Origin of the sequence: Gemmatimonas sp., from assembly GCF_031426495.1 — a bacterium.
In the GTDB taxonomy this organism is placed as follows: domain Bacteria; phylum Gemmatimonadota; class Gemmatimonadetes; order Gemmatimonadales; family Gemmatimonadaceae; genus Gemmatimonas.
Genome location: NZ_JANPLK010000078.1, coordinates 80,369 through 102,782 on the forward strand (window position 1 = coordinate 80,369; position 22,414 = coordinate 102,782).

A 22,414-nucleotide genomic window follows, 5' to 3' on the forward strand; every position below is an offset into this window, starting at 1 on the left:
GTGCCGCACTTCTCTCCGATTCTGTTTGGATTGGCGTTTGCCACCTTGGTGGTGGCGCTGACGGCGTTCGGTCGTCGCTTGCCGATTCCCGCGCCGCTGTTGCAGGTGCTGGCCGGACTCGCGGTCGGATTCGTGCCCGGCGTGGAGATGCCGACGCTCGATCCCGACGTGGTGTTCTTCGTGTTCCTGCCGCCGATTCTGTGGGCCGCCGCGTTCTTCACGTCGTTCCGCGAGTTCACCGCGAACCGGCGTGCCATCGGTGGCTTGGCCATCGGACTGGTGCTCGCCACCACGGCCGTCGTCGCGGTGCTCATTCGGATGCTGATTCCCGATATGCCGTGGGCGGTCGCCGTCGCCCTCGGCGCCATCGTGTCACCGCCCGATGCCGTGGCGGCCACGGCGGTGGTGTCGCGCTTGCCGGTGCCGGGTCGCGTGATCGTGATTCTCGAAGGCGAGAGCCTCGTGAACGATGCGTCGGCACTGGTGCTGTATCGCACGGCGGTGGCGGCCGCCGTGACCGGCGCGTTCAGTTTCGGTGAAGCGCTGGTGCGCTTTTTTCTCGATGCGGGTGTGGGTGTACTGGTGGGCCTCGCCGTGGGCTGGCTCACGATTGCGGTGGCCCGTCGCACGCGCGATGAACTGGCGGAGACCGTGCTCACGTTGGCCGCGCCGTATGCCGCGTGGGTGCTGGCCGAAACGCTGCACGTATCGGCCGTGCTGGCCTGCGTGGCCGGCGGCCTCTACGCGCGTCGGCATCTTTCGACCGCAGTGGGGCCGCGCTCGCGCATTCAGTCACGCGCGGTGTGGGACCTGCTGGTGTTCACCCTGAACGCGCTGATTTTCATTCTCCTGGGCCTGCAGTTCGCGGAGCTCATGCAGCGATCCGGCGTGGCCGCGTTCGACGGCGCCGTGAAGTACGGCGTGCTGCTGGGCGTCGCGGTCATGGTGGTCCGCCTGATCTGGGTGCCGGTCACCACCATCTGCCGGGAATCGCTGCATCGCGGTCGCATGGTGACGTCGACCGCCGGCAATTGGAAGGCGATGTTTCTAGTGTCGTGGACGAGCATGCGTGGCATCGTGTCGCTGGCCACCGCGTTCGCGCTGCCGCTTACGCTCGACAACGGTGCACGATTCCCGTATCGCGACGAGGTGATCATCATGACGATGTGCGTCATTCTGGTCACGCTGGTGGTGCAGGGATTGTCGCTGGCGCCGATCATTCGCGCGTTCAAGTTCGTGCCGGAAGTTGCGCACCACGAAGAGGAACAGATCGCGCGACAGGAAGCGCTGCGCCGCGCGGCCGAGGCACTGGACGACGCATCCCGCGAGCCGTGGGCCGATCCCGCCGACGTGGAGTGGCTCCGCACGGAGCTGCGCGACCGCCAGCACCGGCACAAGCACGGCCGTCACGTCAATCACGGCAGCCGGTCGCGTTTACGCTCGCACATGCTGGACGCCGAACGACGGATGCTGCTTCGCCTCCGCAACGAAGGCGCGATCTCCGACGAAGTGCTGCGCACACTCGAGTCGGAGATCGACCTCGATACGCTGCGCCTCAGCCCTTCGTCGTAAGCTCCGCGGCAGCGGGCACGCTGGTGGTGCCTTCGGGAAGCCGGTCGAGCCGATCGAGGCGCTCGACGTCGATCGCGATCGATTCGCCAGCCGACTGCGCGAAGATATCGGCGAACTTGGCGTCCCAGGTGACATCGTCCCAGTAGTAGGACGCGCGTACGGACACGTGCGTGGAGAACGTCTCCTCGTGCGCCGTGATCAGGATGAGCAGTTCCGCTTCCGCCTCGCGCAGTTGCTGCGGTGTGAATTTGTGCAGCGGACTGTCGGCGGTGATCGGATGCACGACCGTCCAATGCAGTGGGAAGACCGCGACCCCGCTGCGTTCCAGCGCCAGCTGATGAAAGTTTCGTTCACGCTTTCCATCGAACATCTCGTATAACGCGAGACTCACGTCGGCGCGCACATCGGTGAGCTGGCTCGGGAGTTCATTCACGAATCGGAACATCAGTCCGCGTCCGCCATCATACGGCGCCACCACGGCGGATTCACTGAAGCGCAGTTGCGCCCGAGGCCGGATGAGTCGGGCCAGCAGCAGTCCACCGGCGAGCACCAGCACCAGCGGGCCGGTCAACGACTCGATCACCACGACCCAGTTGGCGGTGACCCCCACGGCGTGAATAGCACCGGTGCCGGTGGTCGTGAAAATACCGACGCTGAATACGAAGGCGCGCAGGAAGGGATCGGCGATGTCGAGCACCTCCGTCCCTACGAGCGCCCCGGCCGGTAGCGCGGCATAGGCGAGCGCGAAGAGTCCATTCAGCAACAAGACAGCGCCGAAGACCCACAACACGAACACGACCCAGGGCGCATGCAGGGCGGCGAGATAGAGTCGCTCGGTGCGTTGCGCGCGAAGCCCGTACTTGGTGGCGGTGGACGTGCCGTCCCGATTGAACAGGCGACCGCGCGAACGCTGCGCCACCACGCGGCCGAAGCCGAGGTCGTCGCTGGCTGCAGGTAGCGCGCTCGGTGCGGTCGCCGCGTTTGGCGCGGTCGTCGGCGTCGCGCTGCCCACGTCGGTATCGTCGAACGTGCCGGCGGTCGGAGTAGTCACGGCGATCTGGTTGGAGTTCGCGAGCGGGGACCATCCGAAGATACCGTATGGCCGGCCGCGTGGCGCGTGCCGCGTGGCGCGTAGTATCGTTGGAGATGACTGCTGATACCCTCCGCATCGCCGGCGCACAGATGGCGCCCGTCTGGCTCGACCGCAACGGCACGCTGGCGAAGGTGATCTCGACGATTCACGCCGCTGCTGACGATGGGGTGCAGCTCCTTGCCTTCCCGGAGGCGTTCGTCCCAGGCTACCCGTGGTGGATCGAGTGGACCGACGGCGCCCGTTTTGATGCGGCCGTGCAGAAGACCTTGCACGCGCACTATCTCGATCAGGCCGTACAGATCGAAGCCGGACACTTGGGCGACGTATGCGCGGCGGTCCGTGGCCGAAAGATCACGGTCGTGCTGGGCATCATCGAGCGCCCGCTCGATCGAGGCGGACATAGCGTCTACGCGAGTCTGGTCACGATCGACACGGAGGGTGCGATCGTGAATGTGCATCGCAAGCTCATGCCGACCTACGAAGAGCGGCTCAGTTGGGCGCCGGGTGATGGGCACGGTCTGCGCACGTGCCGCGTGGGCGCGTTCACGTTGGGGGCGCTGAACTGCTGGGAGAACTGGATGCCGCTGGCGCGGGCGAGCTTGTACGGGCAGGGCGAGGATCTCCACGTCGCCATCTGGCCCGGCAGCGTGCGCAACACGGAGGACATCACGCGCTTCATGGCGCGCGAGGGACGCTCGTACGTGATGTCGGTGTCAGGGCTGCTGCGACGTGATCAGGTGCCGGAGCAGACGCCGCATTTCGAGCTGCTGCAGCGCGTGCTCCCCGAGGTGATGGGCGAAGGCGGGACCTGCATCGCCGGTCCCGACGCCCGGTGGATCGTGGCGCCGGTGGCGCATGAGGAGCGTATCGTCGTCGCCGACATCGCGCACCGGCGCGTGCGCGAAGAACGGCAGAACTTCGATGCGATGGGGCACTACGGCCGGCCGGATGTGCTGCAGCTCGAGGTCAACCGCGAGCGCCAGCGTGGGGTACGGTTTCGCGACTGACGCCGGCCACGACGCCGGCCACCATGCCGCGCACGACGCCGCGCACGACGCCGCGCACGACGCGCGTCAGTAGCCCCGTTCGCGGTCGACCACCCACGTCGGCAGTTCGCCACGCTCGAGCGATGCGAGACACTCGAGAAACCCGTGCGCGGCGCCGTCGATCGTCGTGAGCCCCGAGATATGCGGCGACACCAACACGCGCGGATCGGTCCAGAGCGGCGAGTCGGCGGGCAATGGCTCTGTGGCGAACACATCGAGCGCGGCACCGCGGAGCCAGCCGTTGTCGAGCGCTTCCGGCAGCGCGGTCTCCTCGACGACGGAGCCGCGGCCGGCATTCAGCAGCACCGCACCCTGACAGCGCGACAGCACCTCGCGTGAAATCAGTCCGCGCGAGGCCGGCGTGTCGGGCACGGCTACCACGATCCAGTCGGCGCTGCCCACCAGATTCGCGAGTTCACTCGACGCATACACCGCACTGAACGCCGCGCTGTTTGCCGTACCGCGGCGCGAAGCGCCGGTCACGTGCACACCCAGCGCGTGCAGCGAGGTCGCGATGGCGCGGCCGATATCCCCGGTGCCGACGACGAGTGCGTGCGTGCCGGCCACCCGCGCGATGTCGCGTGGCGCCCAGCGTCGCTCGCGCTGTGCTTCGGCCAACTCCAGGACCTGCAGCTGAATGGCGAAGATGCGTGACACCGCCCATTCGGCGATCATCGGACCGAACGACTCTGGGCTGCGGGTGAGCAGGATGGACGGATCGAGATCGGACGCCATCCACGAATCGACGCCAGCGCCCGTGCACTGGATCCAGCGCACGTTGCCCATATCCGACACCGACGGTGGCCGCTTGAAGCCGATATAGGCCTCGGCCCACTCGAGGTCATCGGCCGAGATGTCGGTAAACACCTTGCCACGCAGTTCGAGGTCGGGACGACGCGCGCGAATCGAGTCGGCGATTCCGGCATGCGCGTTAGCGCCGATGGCGATGCGACGCGGAGCAAACGGAAGCGGGAAGGTCATCAGGCGAGTTGGCGTTGAGTCGGAGACGAACCGATGGCGTCGCCGACCGCATTGCAGGCGAGCACCGTGGCAAAGATGAACAGACCAGGGAAGATGGCGAGCCAGGGCTCGCTGGTCATCGCCGTCTGCGCCTGATACAACATGTTGCCCCAGCTGGCCGTCGGCGGCTGCACGCCGACGCCGAAGAAGCTCATCGTGCTTTCCAGCAGAATGCCGCGCCCGATGGCCAGCGTGGTGGCAACCGTGGCCGCGGGAATGATGCCGGGGACGATGTGGCGCACGATCACCGCCACCGGATTCGCACCAATCGCCCGCGCGGCCTGCACGAAATCGAGCGACGACAACGACTGCACTTCGGCGCGGACCACCCGCGCCGTTTCCATCCATCCAGCGGCAGCGACCAACAGGATCAGCATCGGCACGCCCGGCTGCAGCACAGCCGCGCCCAGCATAAGCAGCGGAAGACGCGGAATGGCGAGCATCGCATCGGTGGCGCGCATGAGCACATCGTCGACCAAGCGACCGGCGTATCCGGCCACCGCGCCGACGGCGACACCGATTGCTGCGCTCATGAGTGCCGACAACACGCCAATCGCGAGCGAGACGCGAGCGCCCACCAGTACGCGCGTGAGCACGTCGCGCCCGAGTTCATCGGTGCCGAACCAATGCACCAACGACGGCGCGGCGCGACGGTTGGCGAGGTCGAGCGCATCGGCGGCGAATGGCGCCAGATACGGGGCCAGCAGCGACGCCACCACGAGCGTGGCGAGAAAGAGCAAGCCGCCTCGAGGTCCCGCCTTCATAGGGTGCCCCGAGTGCGCGGGTCGATGGTGCGCACCGCGATATCGGCCAAGAGGTTGAGCACCATCACCGCGATCGCGCCGCACATGAGAAAGGCCATCAGCACGGGATAATCGCGCTTGACGAGCGACTCGGTGAACAAACTGCCCACGCCGGGCCACGCGAACACGCTCTCGGTGACGACCGCACCAGACGCCATCATCGCGGCGTCGAGCAGCACGACGGTAATGAACGGGCCGAGCGCATTGGGCAGCGCATGACGCAACAGGACGCCGCGCTCGGAGACGCCGCGCACCCGTGCCGCATTCATGAACGGCCGGCCAATCGTTTCGCGCATGGCCCGGCGCAGATAGCGCGACCATGCCGCCGCCTGCACGGCAGCGAGTACAACCACCGGGAGCACGAGGTGTGCGATACGATCGGCGAACGAACTGGCGCCGAACGACGCGCGACCCGACGACGGCAACCAGCCCAGCGTGATCGCGAAGACCAGCTGCAGTAGCAAGCCGAACCAGAACACCGGCAGGGAGATGCCCGCTACGGCACCAAACGAGGTGATGCGATCGAACAGGCGATGCACCGACGCCAGCACGCCGACCGGCAGCGCGAGACAGAGCGCCAGCAGCGTACTCGCGCCCACCAGTTCGAGGGTGGCGGGCACGCGCTCGATCACGCGGTCGAGCACGGGACGGCCGTCGGCAAAACTGTAGCCCCAGTCGCCGCGCACGAATGCCGAAAGCCACGAGAAGTACTGCGCCGCCAGCGGACGATCGAGCCCCATCGCGGCGCGTAGGCGTTCGATGTCCTGCGGCCGGACATTCGGATTCTCGAGATAGGCCGCCAGCGGACCGCCGGGCACCGCCTGCAACAGGGCGAACACCAGCACCGAGATGAGGACCAGCAGCGGAATACTCTGCAGCACCCGCCGCACGATCATGCCACCCATCACGGCGTGCCGATCTCCCACCGGTACACATTCCAGAACGGGCCGGCGTTGGTCGGATTGCCGGTGAAGCCCTTCAGCGACTTCGGTACGGCATCCACCTTGGCGGTGTTGTACAGCACGATCTCCGGCGCGAGCGCCGCGATACGTCGCTGCGCTTCACGCAACAACTCGTTGCGCTGCGCCACGTCGGCGGTACGATCGGAGCGATACAGCAACGATGACAGCTCGGCGTCGTTGACGTAGTTGATGTTGCGTCCAGCCGGCGGCATGCGATCGCCGGCGAAGAAGAGCGTGAGCTCGGGGTCGGCACCCATCTGCCACCAGTGCAGCATCGCGTCGAAGTCACCCGCGAACCACACGCTGCTGATGGTCGTGCCATCGAGCAGCTTCACCGTCATCTCGGCGCCAACGTCGCGAAACGCCTGCTGCAACGCTTGCGACACATTCTCACGGATTGCGAAGCCCGACTGCGTGATCAGCGTGAACGCGAGTCGCTTGCCGTCCTTCATGCGGATGCCATCGGCGCTTGGCGTCCATCCCGCGTCGGTGAGGAGCGTGCGTGCGCGCTCCGGATCGAATCCGTACGTGGGCACCTTGGGTTCATAAGCGGCGGACAGCGGCTGAATCGGACCGTTCACCACTTTCACCTGTCCGTCGAGAATCGTGCGCACGAGCAGATCGCGGTTCACGGCATGGGCCATCGCCTGTCGCACCTTCACATCGGCGAAGGGCGTGAAGTGCTTCTGGTTAAGCGTGACGTGCTCGTAGCCATTGCCGACCACGCGATTCATCCGAAGACCCGCGATGGACTCCAGCTCGCGCACCTTGTCCCACGCCACGAGGGCGACCATGTGCACCTCGCCCGACTTGAGGAGGTTGATGCGCGTGGTGGTGTTCGTGAGAAAGCGGAAGAGCAGCTGCTTGATCTTGGGATACTGCGCGCCACGCCAGTAGCCCTCGGCGCGTTCGAGCAGGATGTACTCGCCCGTCTTCCATTCCTTGACCTTGTACGGACCGGTGCCGAGCGGGGCGCGATTGTAATCATTGGCCGTGTTGAGATCACGCCCTGCCAACACATGCTTCGGCAGCGTCCCGCGCACGAACTGCAGTTGATAGGGCGCGTACACTTCCTTGTAGTGCACGATCGCCGTGAGCGAGTCGGGCGTGTCGACCGACGAGATACGATCGAATCCGTCCACGCTCTCGGGCTTCCAGTCACCTTTGTTGATGGCGTCCACCGTGAACTTCACATCGGCTGACGTATGTGACACGCCGTCGTGCCACTTCACGCCGGGACGCAGTTTCCACGTGACATCCATGCCGCCATCAGGACGCACCACCACGCCACCATTCTCCGTGGTCGGGATCTCGGCGGCGAGCACGGGAATCACCTTCATTTCCTCGTCGTTGGTGACAAGTCCTTCCACCACGCACGACTCGATGTCCTCGAGGATGTGCGTGGCGTAGCGGTTCATGGTATCGGGCTCACGGTCGTAGCCCACGATGAGCAGATCATTCGACGGTCCACCACGGGAGGTCTCTCCGCCGCACGCCACGAGTGATGCGCACAGTGCGGCGGCCACGCCAAAGGCCGCGAAGGGAGTTGAGCGACGGGACAAGCGTACCGACCAACGCATCATGAAGTTGCCGTGAGAAGTCGCGCCGCGAGCGCCACGGGAATCGATCCCCGGCTCAGAAGTGCGTCATGAAAGTGCCGCGGCGAGTAGTCCGCACGCTGGCGCATGGTGTCCCGCAGATCGAGAATGCCCTGCGTTCCCAGCCAGTACATTACGGCGGTGCAGGGGAACATCGAGTTCTTGGTGGCTTCGCCGACGGCGACGCCTTCCGGCATACTGACTTCCTGCACGTAGTACGCCACCGCGTCGGCGAAGGTGAACTCGCCTGTGTGCAGGCGGATGTCGACGATCGCGCGCGCCAGCATGCGCACGCGGCTCTGCTGCTCGGCGGCGCGCTCGAGCGGTGTGAGAAATCCGAGTTCGTCGGCGAGCTCGGTGGCGTAGCAGGCCCAGCCTTCGGCCATGGAGCCGCCCAGGAACATGCCGATACGACTCGCGCAGTCAACCGCAGCCACCTTGCCGACTCGTGAGTGCGAGCGATGCGTCGCGTGGCCGTTCTGTACATGATGTCCGAGCGCGCCGTGATGCACGACGTGATTGAGCGTGATGGTACTGTGGTTCCACGCCTTCAGCCGGCGTTCCCGCTCGTCCGGCGCAATGCTGTCATCAACGGGTGTTACCAGATACCGGTGCTCGGGGCGGGGTTCGTACGGTGCCGGCGAGCGATAGAACAAGAAGTACAGCTGCGGTGCGATGTCGCGGGCCCACACCGGAATGGGCACGTAGCGCAGCGGCCAATCGGGCCAGTCCACCTGATCGTGCGACAGGGCGAGCGCGCGACACGCGTCAAACTGCGATGTGAAGGTGGCGAGATAGTCGGCCTCGGCCGGGCGATCATCGGCAAGCTTCGCGCCGAGTGCCTCGGGAGAGCCGGCGATCTCGGTCGCGAGGGCGTGGAAGCGCGCCTTGGCGGCGGCCATGTCGCCAAGCACGCGTTGCAGCAGCTCGGCCGACGACTGCGCGCAAAAATGGCCGCGCTGTAACAAGAGGTCGTACGAGTCGACGCCGATCGTGTAGCCCGACTGCACGTCGTGTGGCAACAGGAACAGCCAGTGCGCGGCCACGTCGAAGGCCTTTGCGGCATCCTCCGCCGCCTCGGCAATCGACTGACGTTCGGCACTGTCGATCTCGTGCTCGTCGCACCAGAGGCGCAGCGGCCCCCGCAGAAACGCCGCGAACACGCGCGCCTCGCGGGTGGCACGATCGATCCAGATCGCGGGTACCGGCTCCGTGAGTGCGGCCGGCATCGCGCCAAGAAACGCCGGGATGGTGCGAAGCCGTTTCTTGATCGACGCGGTGCACGACGACATCGGTTGCGTGGGACGCAGCAAGAGCGAGACAACGCTGAAGATCGCCTCGCCGGTCCAGAGCACGGGATTCCGGTCGTGGAAGAAGCGGCTTTGCGTTTCGAGAATGCGGACATCGATGTTGGCGCGCGCCAGCTCGGCGTCGACGGCGTCGATATCGACCGCGAGGGTGGCGTCGCTGCGGTGCGGCGAGGCGCTGAAGAGCGCGTCGTGCAACTCGGCCAGCTCGGCCACTTCGGTGTCACGCGCTTCGCGCGACCAATCGGGGAGACGATGGTCGTGCGTGTGCAGTCCCGTGAACGTCGCGTTCACGGGATTGCGCGCGAAGTAGTGCGAGAAAAAGCGGTCGAGTGCAGCGGTCGTGTCGTGAATCAGGATGCCGATCCCGCGACTGGAGGCTGTTCGAGCGGAATGTTCACCCAGCGCCGTTCCCGGAACGAACGCTCGACGGCGTTGATGAGCTCCTGCACGTGCGCACCATCTTCGAAGTTGCCCTCGTTGCCTTCCACTTCGCCACGGATCTCGGAGATGAACGAGCCGATCAGATTCGCGTAGAACAGCGAACGCCATGATTCACGCGCGCTGCCACCCGCCGGGTAGAAGCGCTGCGGAATCTCGAGCTCCTTGAACTCCACGGAGTCGGCGGTGGCCCCTTTCAGCGTTTCACAGATGCCATTCTCCTCGACGAGACGGCAGATCAGCGCGCCCTTGCTGCCATAGACGCGCGCTTCGATGCCGGGATAGTTGCCTACGGTCACGAAGCTGGTTTGAATGGAGCCGATGCCGCCGTTCTCGAACTCACCGATAAATATGTCGCCGTCGTCGATATTCATGCGCATCATGGTGCCGGTCGCGCGCACCATGCGTTCGGGGATGAAGTTCTTCATCGTGCCCACCACTGACTTGAAGCGACTGCCCATGAAGAGATGCCCGATGTCCATGATCGGTGCGCCGTAGCCTTCCAGCGACGACACGTGAATCTCGGTCTGGTCGGCCTCATGATCGACCTGACGCAACGGTGTCTGCGGATCGAGCCACTGCGAATTCTGCTCGTAGCCGTTGAAAATGAAGGGCGTGCCGATGTAGCCCTCGTCGATCAGCGCTTTCATGTAGCGCATGGCCGGCGAGTAACGAAAGGTAAATCCGAGCTTAGTCTTCAGACCTTTGCTGGCCGCCAATGCTGCCGCGCGTCGCGTTTCCGTGAAATCATAGGCCACCGGCTTCTCGCATAGCACGTGTTTGCCGGCTTCGAGCGCCGCGCAGCTCAGCGCAAAGTGCGTTGCGCTGGGCGTGCACACGTCGACTACATCGATATCGGTACGCGCGAGGAGCTCTGCATGCGTGGCATACACGTTCGGAATGTCGAACTGCGCCGCGAACTCGCGGGCGCGTTCAACGATGGGATCGGCGATGGCGACGATGGTGCAGCGCGGATCGCGCTTCCAACCAGGAAGGTGCGCGAACTGCGCCCAGGCACCGGCGCCGAGCACTCCAACACGAACGATGTCGTTACTGACGGTCACTGAATTACCCGTGAGGTGTCACCCGGCAACAACAGCTGCCGGTGCGCCCAGATCGGCGCGATGCCGTTCTTCATGACGCGTTCGTGGAAATCGCGAAGGTTGAACTTGTCGCCTTGGGCGGCCTTCACATCGCGCCGCAACGTGAGCATGCCGCGCTTGCCCAGGAAGTAGCCGCCGTAGGTGGGGTCGTACGTACCACGCTGCGCTTCGCGCTTGGCTGCCGGAGGCGCGACGTAGGCCTGCTGCTCGAAGCAGGCTTGTGCCTGTTCAAGTGTCCATGCGCCGGTGTGCAGGCGGATGCCCGACAGCAACCGGCAGATGCGCGTGAGGGCGTCGCTGAGCTGGGCCATCTCGTAGCGCGGGTCGCCGTTCATGAAGCCCTGCTCGACGACCAGCTCTTCCGAGTAGTGCGCCCACCCGTCTTGGCCGGATGATGGCTGCGGAAACGGGTTCAGGCCGATCCAGATACGACGGATCTTCCCTGGTGTTTCGCGCATGTGGACCGAGTGCAACCAATGTCCCGGCATGGCCTCATGGGCCGATGTAATCGCCAGCGATGCGAAGTTGAAACGTTCCAGCCATGCTTCCTGCACGGCGGGGGCGTCGGCCGAGTCGGCATCCGTGATATAGTAGTAGCTCTGCACCGGCGTCTTCTCGAGCGGCGGCGACGCGTGCATCGAGGCGAAGCCCAGCGAGAATGGCTGGGCGGGTTTGACGACCACGCGTTCGCCATTGGGCACCACGGCCAGATTTTTGGCCGCGATGAAGCGCGTGACTGAATCCACAATAGCCTGCGCCGCTGCCACCACGTCGCCGCGCTTCGGATGATTGCGACGGATCGTGAGCCACGTGGCCTGCGGGTCGGCGCTCGGCGCCAATCGCAGCGCGGCGGCGCGGAAGCGCTCCTGCGCGCTCTTGAGCTCGCGCTCGCCGAGCGCGGCGAGATCGGCCAGCGGCACGTCGATCAGTTCTTCCGAGCGATAGCGTCGCGCCACGGCGTCACCGCCGATCTTCCACTCGCCGTTGGCGGTGGGCAGCACTGTCTTTTCGAAGTCGGCGGTATATGCGTCGATCTCGCGCGCGGCGACCGCGGCCGCGCTCAGCAACGAATCCATGAGCGGCGTGCCTTTCTCTGCGGCGAAGGCGACGGGCAGGTCGGTGGTGAGCATCGTGGACGCGCCGCGCATCATGCCGAGTCCGCGTTCGGCGAAGATTCGGGGCGGGTTGACGATGTTGGTGCGCGCCGCCTGTAGAAATGCCGACACACCGGCGAGCTTGGCGATGATGCGACGCATGCGCACCGGCGCCGCGTCGTTCTCCATCGTCATCAGATTGTGCACGCCGTCGGACAACGCACTGGCGTACGTCATCGGATTGCGCTTCCAGTTCTCGAGCGTTTCCTGTTCAAGCAGCCAGCCGTCGATCACGCCGGCGAGAATGCGCTTGTCCACGCGCTCGTCGGGCGTGAGGGACGAGTCGCTGAACGCCGCGAGCTCGGCCGCTGCCGTCTTCAGCGCAGCGATTTCGGCGGCGATGGCCGGCGCGGAAAAGTCGTCGAGCAGATCATCGTGATCATGCAAGCCGTTGCCGGCCGCGATCGAGGGATGACGGCGCGCGAAGCCGTCGAGGTAGCGGTCCACGAACGGCACGAATCCGGCCGTGGTCGGGGGCGTGTCGGCCGTGTCGGCCGTGTCGGCGGCGGGGGCGCAGGCGGTGCCGGACGCCATGCCGGCAGCGGCGAGCGAGAGCAGCGCGAGCGCGGCGAGTCGTTTGGGAGTTCGCATCGCGGCTTAACCTGCGACCGATCTCCCCCCTTCGCAATCGCGCGGACGGGCGTTATTTCGTCGCGCTGGGCAGCGGTTTCACCGCCAGCGTGAGCACCAGTCCCACGACCAGCAAGCCGGCCAGCAGCATGAGCGGTTGATCGTAGATGTGGACGCGGGGGGCGCCCGGGGCCAGCGCCGCACGGGCGCGTTCCGACAACTGCGTGATGATTACCGGTCCCATCACGGCGGCCACACTCCACGCGGTGAGCACGGCCCCGTGAATGGCGCCCACGTTCCGCGCACCGAACAGGTCGGCCAGAAACGCCGGCATGGTGGCGAATCCGCCGCCGTACATCGTGAACACCGTGAGGAGGCAGGCGAGGAACGGCCACCACGCGCCCGCCTGGGCAAAGCGCGGAATCGCCAGAAACAGTGCGAACTGCACGGCGAAGAACAGGAGATATGTGGCACGGCGACCCAGCAGATCCGAGGCGCTCGACCAGAGCAGACGTCCGCCGGCATTGGACAGACTGATCACCGCGACCACGGCGGCGGCCTGCTTGGGTGTGCGGCCAAAGAGGTCCTGCATCATGGGCGACGCCTGGGCAAGAATGCCGATGCCGGCCGTGACGTTCACACACAGCATGCCCCAGAGCAGCAGGAACTGCGGGGTTCGGATTGCTTCACTGCGGGTGAGTCCGGTCGCGATCGGCATGGTGACGCCGCGGTGCACCTCGGGCGCGGGACGCAGCAGCTGAGCGCCGGCCGACATCAGGGCGAAGTACACGCCGCTCAAGACGAACAGGGTGCGCGCCACACCCAGCTGTTCAATCAGAAAGGCATTCGCATAACCACCCAGAAACGCGCCGCCGCCGAAGCCCATGATGGCGAACCCGGTGGCCATACCGCGTCGCTCGGGGAACCACTTCACCAGCGTGCTTACCGGCGCGATGTACCCAATCCCGCAGCCGATGCCACAGAGGATGCCCAGCCCCAGAAACACCAGCAGCGGTTGCTGCCAGAGCAGGCCAAGCCCGCCCAGCGCGAGTCCGCCCGCAAAGAACATGGCCGACGTTTTGGCCGCGACCCGCGCGCCACGCCGTTCCACCCACGGTCCCATGGTCGCCGCGCTCAGGCCGAGCAGCACGAGCGCGGCGGTGAACGTGGTGTACGGTGGGCTTCCCCACCACGGCTGCGGGGGGAGCGCGGCGATGATCGGGCGGTTGAGCGTGCTCCAGGCGTACACCGAGCCGATGCCCAGATGAACGAGGACGGCGCCGAGGGGGATCGGCCAGCGGGATTTCGACATATGGCGGAATCAACCATATCGGCGCCCGATCCGTGCCGGGTAGCTTGCGAGATGTCTTCGCGCGAAAGTCCGATCGCGGCCCAGCGGGCCCGGAATGCCCGTCTCACCACGCAGGCCGAACAGATCGCCCTCGCCGATCGCGCCGAACACGGATTGCCGGAGTTGCCGGTGATCCTGCTGCCGGCGAACTCGCGCAACACGACCGAGCTCCCCGAGGAGTCGCGCGACGCGTTTCTGGACAAGTTGCGCGGCACGATCGCCGAGGCTTTCCTCGAGGCGGTGCGGGACAATAGCGCACCGATGAGTGCGGAAGCGACGCAGGCGCGCGAAGACGCCGGCTGGGCGCTGCCCGCGTCGATCCCGGCGATGCCCGATCTCATCGGCGCGAGCTGTGGTACCTGCCGCGGCGAGTGCTGCACTGCCGGCGGCACGCACGGCTTTCTGCACGCTGACAGCATCATGCGGGTGCGCGCCCAGCTGACCGACGACGGCGAGACGGTCACGCCCGAGTCGCTGGAGGCGCGGTACGCGTCGCATCTGCCGACCCGTCACTACCGGGGCTCGTGTGTGTTCCATACCACGGCCGGGTGCAATCTGCCGCGGGCGCTGCGCTCGAATCTGTGTAACCGCTACGTGTGCGGCGGACTGGCGCAGCTCACGCGGGCGCTGGTGTCGACCGCTCAAACGTCAGCCTATGTAGCGGCGGCCGATTCGGTGCATCTGCGCCGCATGGCCTTGGTCACGGTGATGGGATCGCGGTCGCTGGCGTTGCGCGACGGATAGGAATCGTCCCTTTCCGTTGCGATCCCAAGGGCCCCGGTTGCGATCCCAACGACCTCAGGAACCTGAACACGGGTTTCGCCGTAGACGAGCGCATGACTCGCTTTCCTCTGGCCATTCTCGTGAGTGCGCTGATGCTGTCGAATTACCCGCTCGAGGCCCAGTCCGCGCCGGATTTTGCTGCGGTTGACTCCTTCGTGACGCAGGTGATGCGAGCCGACCGGTTGCCCGGCGCGTCGCTGGCGATCGTGCATGCTGGGCAGGTGGTGCATGTGCGCGGGTTTGGTACGGATGGCTACCGTCGCCCCGTGACGCCGAACAGCAGTTTTACGCTCGGATCGATGAGCAAGGGGTTCACCGCGCTCGCCATCATGCAGTTGGTAGACCGCGGGCGCGTGGAATTGGATGCGCCGGTGCAGCGGTATCTGCCGTGGTTTCGGGTGGCCGACAGTACGGCCAGCAGGCAGATCACGGTCCGGCATCTGCTGCTGCACACCAGCGGTATTCCCACACGTGCGCGACGCGCGGCAGGGGCGTCGCGCACCCTGACCGACCACGTCCGCGCATTGGCTGGCACTGCGTTGGCGCGCGCGCCGGGCGCGGGACATGAGTATGCGAGTCCGAACTATCTCGTGCTCGGTGCGATCATCGAGGCCGTCACAGGCGAGCCGTACGCGACCTATGTCGAGCGATCGATCTTCGCGCCGCTGCAGATGGGTCACAGTTACACCGATCGGACGCGTGCCATTGCGCAGGGCATGGCGAAGGGACACGTGTATGCGCTCGGCTATCCGCGCGCGACCACGCTCCCCTTCGAGCACGATCGCCTGCCGACGGCGGCGCTGATCAGTAGCGCGCAGGACATGGCGCAGTTCCTGATCGCGCAGCTCAATGCCGGCAGGTACGAGGGCGCGCGCGTGGCGAGCTCAGCGTCGGTGGAGGCGATGCACACGGGCGGCGCCCCGTCCGAAGGCTTCTCCTATGCCTTCGGGTGGCGCGACGGAAAGATCGGTGGAGTGCGCGCCGTGCATCACGGTGGCATCACGCCGAACTTCCGTGGAAAGATGGTGTTGCTGCCGGATTCCGGGTGGGGCGTGGTTGTCCTCACGAATGCCTCTACGGGGATTCCGATGCCGCTCGCTCCGACCAGTCACCGGTTGGCAGACGACATCGCCGCGTACCTTGTCGGTGTCCCGCTCCCGCCGCCCACGTCCCCACATCGTACACGCTGGCTAGCGCTTGCCGTGGTCCTGTTCGGCGTGCTGGCGAGCCAAGTCCGCGGCCTGTGGCGACTACGTCGTGCTCCAGTGCACACTTTCCCAGGCCGAGCCTGGCTGATGGCGGCGTTCGACTTGGCCGTGGGTGCGGTCATGGCGATCGTACCGCCGCGCCTACTCGCGGCATCATGGCGAGAGTTGCCGGCGGTCGCCCCGGACCTCGCGCTGTGGCTATTCGTGGTAGCGACCCTCTGCGCCGCATCGGCCCTGATGCGCATTCGAGCGCTCGCGAGATCGTCCGTCAATTCCACGGGTCCAAGGGCGCTTTTGTGATGGTAGTGGTCCGCAGGTTCTGCGATGTGGCGATCGGTGGACCTCGATCTTCCGGGCGATGGTCGGTATCGGTCGATTGCTGCGCGGCCGCTCCCCCTATACCCTTACAGATTCCAACCTTCCTGTACGCGGCCGGTGTCCCATCACGTGACCAAACCGATGCCTCCTTCCCTCCGCCGTCCGATCCGCCTGGCTGCCTTGAGCGCCGGGCTCGTGGTCATGACGGCCTGCGCGACCTCGCGGTCGGCCTCGTCGGCCGGTCCCGCCTTTCAGATGGGTGACGCCGGCGCGGTCGCGCGCGCGCGCGCCGACAGCCTGCGCTATCCCTGGGTGAAGGCCGACGTGGACTTCATGAGCGGCATGATCCACCACCACGCGCAGGCGATCACGATCTCCCGCTGGGCGCCTTCACATGGCGCAAGCGCGTCGGTGCAGCGGCTCACGGCGCGCATCATCAATGCGCAGGCCGATGAGATCACGATCATGCAGACGTGGCTGAAAGACCGCCGTCAGACGGTGCCGATGGTCGATTCCCTCGGCAACGTGACCATGGGCGGTGCGGGGCATGACATGGCGGCCATGGCTGGCCACGATATGTCGGCAATGGGCGGCATGGCCATGGGCCAAATGTCGATGCCGGGCATGCTCACCGATGCGCAGCTCAAGGAGCTCAACGCCGCGCGCGGCACCGAGTTCGACCGGCTGTTCCTGACCTACATGATTCAGCATCACCGCGGCGCCGTCTCGATGGTGAAGACGTTGTTCGCGGCGCAGGGCGCGGGGCAGGACGAAACGGTGTTCAAGTTCGCGAACGATGTCGAGGTCGATCAGAGCACCGAGATCAAGCGCATGTTCACGATGATGTTGGAGATGGGATTCGCGCCGCCGGCGTAACGTGAAGCGCCGGGCGGGCGAGCTGTTGGACGTGATGTTGTCGGACTAACCACCTTTTGAACACAGGAACAGACATGTCAGAAGCACTTCCGCGTCGTCGCGGGGCGAGTGTTGTCACCGGGTACGCGGCCGTGGCGCTGCTGGGCCTTGCGGCGTGCGCGCCGTCGAAGCCCAAGACCGCCCCGACGCCGATGAACGATCCACGCGTCGGCCTCAAGGCCGGTCTGTTCGACGCCGGCGAAGCGATCTCGAACATGAAGGTCGTGGCCAAGGCGGTCTCACCGCCGGGCTTCCTCGGCATCACGAACTCCGACCTCGCCTTCACCGGCAAGTACGCGATTCAGGGTAACTACAATGGCCCGGTGATCTGGGACATTTCGAACCCGGCCAAGCCGACGCTCGTCGTGGCCTACACCTGCCCCGCGTCGCAGAACGATATCTCGGTATACAAGAACCTGATGTTCATGTCGGCCGAAGCGAACAACGGCCGCGTGGACTGCAAGCCGGGTGGCGTGCCTGATCCCGTGAGCAAGGAGCGCATGCGTGGCGTGCGCGTGTTCGACATCAGCGATATCCGTAATCCGAAGCTGATCGCGAATGTGCAGACGTGTCGCGGTTCGCACACGCACACGGTGCTCGAGGATCCGAAGGACAAGGACAACGTCTACATCTACGTCTCGGGTTCGTCGGGCATCCGCTCGGCGGGTGAACTCGAGGGATGCGCCGACGTGGCGGCCAGCGACGCAAACTCCTCGCGCCTGCGCATCGAGATCATCAAGGTGCCGCTCGCCAACCCGGCCTCGGCCGCGGTGGTCGGTCGCGCCAACATCTTCGCCGGGCTCAGCGCGGCCCCGGCGCACGGTCTCTCTGACGCCGACAAGGAAGCGGCGGCGAAGACGCTCGCCACGGCCAAAGCGGCGGGCGCGTTCATCGCGAAGAATCCGCAGTCGGGCGCCGAGATGGTGGTGCCCCCGCAGGTGATCCGCCCGATGCTCGACAGCGTGATGAAGGCGCGTGGCGGCACGACCGCTAATGCGGCGGATAGCGCGGCGGTACGCGGCATGGCGCAGGGCGCGGTGACGCGCATGTTCGCCGGTGCGGCCGGCGGCGGTGGTCGTGGTGGCGAGCGTTCGCAGTGTCACGACATCACGGTATACCCGGCGCTCGGACTGGCTGGCGGCGCCTGTGAAGGACACGGTCTGCTGCTCGACATCAGCAACCCGACGGCTCCGGTGCGTCTCGATGCCGCGGCCGACTCGAACTTCGCATACTGGCATTCGGCGACGTTCAACAACGACGGCACGCAGATGCTGTTTTCCGACGAGTGGGGCGGTGGTTCGTCGCCCAAGTGCCGCGCCGGCGACAAGCCGGAGTGGGGTGCCAACGCGATCTTCTCGATCGTGAACAAGAAGCTCGTGTTCAAGAGCTACTACAAGATTCCGACCGTGCAGTCGTCGAACGAAAACTGCGTGGCGCACAACGGCTCACTGATTCCGATCCCGGGCCGCGACGTGATGGTGCAGTCGTGGTACCAGGGCGGCATCTCGGTGTTCGACTGGACGGACCCGTCGCAGCCGAAAGAAATTGCGTCGTTCGATCGCGGCCCGGTGGATTCCACCCGCATGGCGATGGGCGGTTCGTGGTCGGTGTACTGGTACAACGGATCGATCGTGAGCTCGGAGATCGCGCGTGGTCTCGACGTGGCCGAACTCGTGCCCAGTCAGTACATCTCGCAGAACGAGATCGACGCGGCGAACACGGTAAAGTGGGATTACTTGAACGCGCAGGGTCAGCCGAAGATCTCGTGGCCGCCCAGCTTTGCGCTCGCGAAGGCGTACACGGACCAGCTGGAGCGGAAGGGCTGTGTGGCGCCGACGAAGATCTCCGAGATCCGCTCGTCGATCTCGAGCGCCGAGAAGACGTCGGGCGCGGCGCGCAACGCCACGCTGACGAAGCTCGTGACGGATGTCGAAGCCAGCCGTAGCTGCGATCCGAAGAAGACGGATCTGCTGAAGAAGGCGCTGCAGGATCTGCAGACGCTGGCGATGTAAAACGGAGTACGGAGTACGGAGTACGGAGTACGCAGCCCCCGTTCCAGCAGAGGAGTGGGGGCTGTGATGTTTCTCAGGCTTTCTTGCGGAGCGATTGATGGCGTCTGATCTCAGTTTCGTGGAGTACGTGCGCGACCAGATGCACGGCGCCGGCGCCGTGACGTTCAAGAAGATGTTCGGCGAGTACGCGCTGTACATCGACGAGAAGATCGTGGCGCTGGTGTGCGACAATCAGCTGTTCGTGAAACCGACGGTGGCCGGCCGCGCGCTCCTGGGCACCGTCACGGAAGCGCCGCCGTATCCCGGCGCCAAGCCGCAGCTGCTGATCACGGAACAGCTCGAGGATCAGGAGTTGATCGTCGCCCTGATGCGGGCAACGGCGGCCGAGTTGCCGGCGCCCAAGCCGAAGCCCGCGAAGAAAGCACCGAAGAAAGCACCGAAGAAAGCGCCGAAGAAAGCGCGCTGAGCTACTGCGCGAACAGGTCGCGCGTGCGTGTGACGTTGCCGTCTTCGATCACGACGGCGGTATACGGCGAGTCGGCCCGCAGCCGCTTCGCGGTCCACACCATCGTGGTTGGCATACCGCTGCGCAGCGTGACTGTCTGCGCGACGGTGGTCCCGCGCAGATTGTCGGTGCGCAACTCATAGCGGTGTACACCCGTGCCGCTCACGCTGAGCGTGAAGGTGATCGTGCCGTCAGCGGCGATGGTGCTGCTGAACGCCAGCGTGGGAAATGACGCCTGGTGGCGCGAGAGCGCGTTGCCTATAGTCGTGACGGGTAGCAGGTCTTCCATGAGCCACAACCAGCGGCTGCTGGAATGCACCCACACTTCCTTGTACACGTACGTGTTTTGCGACGGCCAGTAGGGCAGGTCAGTGGTGCCGCGACTCTGCATTCCCACCGGCAGTGACCCTACGAAGTCGGCCGACGACACGCTGTACTGCTGCGCCCAGTCATACCCCTCGCCGTACATCGTGCTCTGCACGAAGGGATTGCGGCCGACGACCCACTGCGCCTGCTGCTGCGCCAGGTCGAGCCCCGTACTGTCGCCGCGAAGCCGAGAGGCGGTGGAAAGTGCCTTCGCCTGCGACAGCAGCACGCCGTAGTTGCCGCGACGCTGAAACCACACGGGGAATGCGCGCAGGAACCATCCGTCGCCCATGGGCATACCGGCGCGCACTTGCGCGGCGTACTGATCCTGTTTCTCCAGATAGCGACCGCCCGACTCGGGCACCTGCACGCTGTCGGCGAGTCGATACACGTAGGCCGGCAACACATGATACGGCGCCGTGGTGGTCGCACCACGCTTCTGGTACTCGGCGTAGCGTGCGATCGTGGCGTACCATTGCATCCACTCGGGGTGGTCTGGTAGCGCACGCACCAGCTGCGACAGCGCGACAATCGGCGCCTGATCTGACGCCTTGTGAAACTGGTGAAAGATCGTGTCGCGATCGGGACCGGTGTAGAAAAACCCGGACAGGGGAAACACGGAACCCACGCGCGCGACTTGCTGCGACGCCATCACCACCCGCGCCAGCTCAACCGCCTTGTCGCGGTATCGCGCTTCGCCGGTGGCCGCGAAGAGCTCGAGTGATGCCGTGATACCGACGCCGGCCAACTCCATGCGCGAGGCGGCGAAGGCCGGCGTGTGCCAGGTGCTCGGCCCTTCGATCCCCACGATCGCGAACTCCCAGTCTTCGCGCGCCACACGGAGTGCGCGTGCCGCCAGTGCCGGCTCGCGATCCTTCAGCACGCGGTATCCGATGGCTGCCGCGGCCGACGCGATGTAGTTCACGTTGGGATTGTTCTTCGCTGCTACAAGGCGATCATCCGCATCGCCTGCGATGTTGTTCGACCAGTAGTTGTGCGAACCGAAGCCGATGCGATAGCCGCCGGGAAAGCGCACGCGCAGCACCCAGTCGAGTCCCCACTTTGCCTCTTCCACGAGGCGTGCCGTGAGTGCCGGGTCGTCGCCGCGCGCGGCAAGCTTGTCGGCCAGCGCGAACATGGCGTAGGTCGCTTCGCCGGTATTGATCAATCCCTGCGACAGGTCGCCGGCATCATGCCAGCCGCCGCTCATCGTGAGGCGGGTGCTGTCGTGCGTGGCGAACCAGTCGAGATGATCGATGCCATGCACACCGGGAATGTCATCACCGCACCGGTTGCCATAAAAGAAATTGAGCGTCTTCCAGATCGACGACTTCCAGACGTCGTTGCCGATGGCGAACGGCTTGCTCGTGATGCCACCGGCGCGCAGCACGTAACTGCCCGGCGTTTGGATCTCCGAGAAGTCCATCTGCTGAAAGGTGCCGTTGCGCGTTTGCACCGTCGTGATCGGCTTGCGGAGCACCGTTTCGCCGAACGCGATGTCCTGTACGCTCACCAACTCGAAGGACTGCGCGGACAGCGCGCTGGCGATCGCGGACTTGGAGCTGCCGGACTGATAGCCGCTGTGACTGAAGGCGATCTTGTTCGCGCCGGTGACCCAGCCGGTGTGTACATCGGGGTCGACTTTCTGCAGTTCGAGCTTGCCGATCTCGAAGGCGACGTGATCGCCGGCGCCAGCGAGCATGCGGTTCACGAAATAGCCGATCTCGAGCCGCGTGACACGATCGCGCGCCAACGGATCGATTTCCCACACAATCTGCTGCCAGCCGTTGCGCGCGAAGGTGATGAAATGGGTGCCTTCACGGTCGTAGCGATCCGGCACCTTCTCCACGCCGTCATTGTGCAGCACAAGTTGCAGAGGCAGCACGGGAATGCCGGCGAAGTCGGGGCGCACCCAGAGCGAAAGTCGGTTGTAGCCGCTCCAGTCCTCGTTGGGGAACGTGCGCTGCAGATTGACACTCGAGAGCCGTGCGCGGTTCGGGGCAGGCGCATTCCGGAACATCTGCAGCTCCACGCGGAGCGACCGCATGTCGCCGAGCGCCGGCTGTTGCGGAGAGGACACGGTGCCGGTGCCGCTGAACTTCCACGCTGACGGCTGCGTAAAGTCATCGAGTACCCGACTGGCCAGCACCGGCTTCTGCAGCCAGCCGAATTCGGCTGAGTTGACATGCTCGATCGGGAGCAGCGGCCGCTGGGCGCGGGCCGACAGCGAAGTAAGCAGCAGCGCGGCAGCAGCGGTGAGCGCGAATCGCATGGCAACGGTGTGGCG

At 65.6% G+C, this 22,414-nt stretch carries 17 protein-coding genes; 7 read left to right on the forward strand and 10 right to left on the reverse strand.

The genetic code is table 11. The features are described 5' to 3' along the window. Nucleotides 1-1,572 (forward strand): Na+/H+ antiporter, encoded by a 1,572-nt coding sequence (locus tag RMP10_RS19790; RefSeq protein ID WP_310571812.1) that lies wholly within the window; start codon nt 1-3, stop codon nt 1,570-1,572. On the opposite strand, the gene RMP10_RS19795 is transcribed toward RMP10_RS19790, so the two are convergent. Further along, complete coding sequence (locus tag RMP10_RS19795; RefSeq protein WP_310571813.1) at nt 1,556-2,623, reverse strand: hypothetical protein; 1,068 nt, start codon at nt 2,621-2,623, stop codon at nt 1,556-1,558. The genes RMP10_RS19790 and RMP10_RS19795 overlap by 17 nt on opposite strands. 95 nt (nt 2,624-2,718) lie before the next feature. Between RMP10_RS19795 and RMP10_RS19800 the strand changes: the two genes are divergently transcribed. Then, complete coding sequence (locus RMP10_RS19800) at nt 2,719-3,672, forward strand: carbon-nitrogen hydrolase family protein (RefSeq protein WP_310571814.1); 954 nt, start codon at nt 2,719-2,721, stop codon at nt 3,670-3,672. 66 nt (nt 3,673-3,738) lie between these two features. Here RMP10_RS19800 and RMP10_RS19805 read toward each other — a convergent pair whose 3' ends face one another. The 8 genes from RMP10_RS19805 to RMP10_RS19840 are packed head-to-tail and all read right to left on the reverse strand — an operon-like array spanning nt 3,739 to nt 13,981. Continuing rightward, nucleotides 3,739-4,692 (reverse strand): D-2-hydroxyacid dehydrogenase, encoded by a 954-nt coding sequence (locus tag RMP10_RS19805; protein WP_310571815.1) that lies wholly within the window; start codon nt 4,690-4,692, stop codon nt 3,739-3,741. Further along, nucleotides 4,692-5,495, reverse strand: coding sequence for an ABC transporter permease (locus RMP10_RS19810; protein WP_310571816.1), 804 nt, complete (start codon nt 5,493-5,495; stop codon nt 4,692-4,694). The genes RMP10_RS19805 and RMP10_RS19810 overlap by 1 nt, the downstream gene beginning before the upstream one ends. Then, the gene (locus tag RMP10_RS19815; RefSeq protein ID WP_310571850.1) at nt 5,492-6,439 is read right to left on the reverse strand and encodes an ABC transporter permease; all 948 of its coding nucleotides are present in this window, start codon (nt 6,437-6,439) and stop codon (nt 5,492-5,494) included. The genes RMP10_RS19810 and RMP10_RS19815 overlap by 4 nt, the downstream gene beginning before the upstream one ends. Next, nucleotides 6,439-8,079, reverse strand: coding sequence for a peptide ABC transporter substrate-binding protein (locus RMP10_RS19820; protein WP_310571817.1), 1,641 nt, complete (start codon nt 8,077-8,079; stop codon nt 6,439-6,441). The genes RMP10_RS19815 and RMP10_RS19820 overlap by 1 nt, the downstream gene beginning before the upstream one ends. Then, nucleotides 8,076-9,695 (reverse strand): DUF885 family protein, encoded by a 1,620-nt coding sequence (locus RMP10_RS19825; protein WP_310571818.1) that lies wholly within the window; start codon nt 9,693-9,695, stop codon nt 8,076-8,078. The genes RMP10_RS19820 and RMP10_RS19825 overlap by 4 nt, the downstream gene beginning before the upstream one ends. A 59-nt stretch (nt 9,696-9,754) precedes the next feature. Beyond that, entirely contained in the window at nt 9,755-10,906 is a 1,152-nt protein-coding gene (locus RMP10_RS19830) for a Gfo/Idh/MocA family oxidoreductase (protein ID WP_310571819.1), read from the reverse strand. Continuing rightward, nucleotides 10,903-12,690 (reverse strand): DUF885 domain-containing protein, encoded by a 1,788-nt coding sequence (locus RMP10_RS19835; protein WP_310571820.1) that lies wholly within the window; start codon nt 12,688-12,690, stop codon nt 10,903-10,905. Before RMP10_RS19835 ends, RMP10_RS19830 begins: the two co-directional genes overlap by 4 nt. A 52-nt stretch (nt 12,691-12,742) precedes the next feature. Continuing rightward, nucleotides 12,743-13,981, reverse strand: a complete 1,239-nt coding sequence (locus RMP10_RS19840) for an OFA family MFS transporter (RefSeq protein WP_310571821.1) — start codon at nt 13,979-13,981, stop codon at nt 12,743-12,745. A 51-nt stretch (nt 13,982-14,032) separates the two neighbouring features. Here RMP10_RS19840 and RMP10_RS19845 point away from each other — a divergent pair, with 51 nt between their 5' ends. The 5 genes from RMP10_RS19845 (at nt 14,033) to RMP10_RS19865 (ending at nt 19,722) form a co-directional block, all read left to right on the forward strand. Next, nucleotides 14,033-14,764 carry a hypothetical protein gene (locus tag RMP10_RS19845; protein WP_309671885.1) on the forward strand — a complete coding sequence of 244 codons (732 nt, stop codon included), beginning with the start codon at nt 14,033-14,035 and terminating at the stop codon, nt 14,762-14,764. Between the two features lie 92 nt (nt 14,765-14,856). Continuing rightward, nucleotides 14,857-16,311 carry a serine hydrolase domain-containing protein gene (locus RMP10_RS19850; protein ID WP_310571822.1) on the forward strand — a complete coding sequence of 485 codons (1,455 nt, stop codon included), beginning with the start codon at nt 14,857-14,859 and terminating at the stop codon, nt 16,309-16,311. 159 nt (nt 16,312-16,470) lie between these two features. Then, a complete protein-coding gene (locus RMP10_RS19855) occupies nt 16,471-17,205 on the forward strand; it encodes a DUF305 domain-containing protein (RefSeq protein WP_310571823.1) in 735 nt (244 codons plus the stop codon). A 74-nt stretch (nt 17,206-17,279) separates the two neighbouring features. After that, nucleotides 17,280-19,256 carry a hypothetical protein gene (locus RMP10_RS19860; RefSeq protein WP_310571824.1) on the forward strand — a complete coding sequence of 659 codons (1,977 nt, stop codon included), beginning with the start codon at nt 17,280-17,282 and terminating at the stop codon, nt 19,254-19,256. 97 nt (nt 19,257-19,353) lie between these two features. After that, nucleotides 19,354-19,722 carry a TfoX/Sxy family protein gene (locus RMP10_RS19865; protein ID WP_310571825.1) on the forward strand — a complete coding sequence of 123 codons (369 nt, stop codon included), beginning with the start codon at nt 19,354-19,356 and terminating at the stop codon, nt 19,720-19,722. Nucleotide 19,723: 1 nt separating this feature from the next. Here RMP10_RS19865 and RMP10_RS19870 read toward each other — a convergent pair whose 3' ends face one another. Then, nucleotides 19,724-22,399 carry a glycoside hydrolase family 9 protein gene (locus RMP10_RS19870; protein ID WP_310571826.1) on the reverse strand — a complete coding sequence of 892 codons (2,676 nt, stop codon included), beginning with the start codon at nt 22,397-22,399 and terminating at the stop codon, nt 19,724-19,726. Nucleotides 22,400-22,414: the final 15 nt, after the last annotated feature.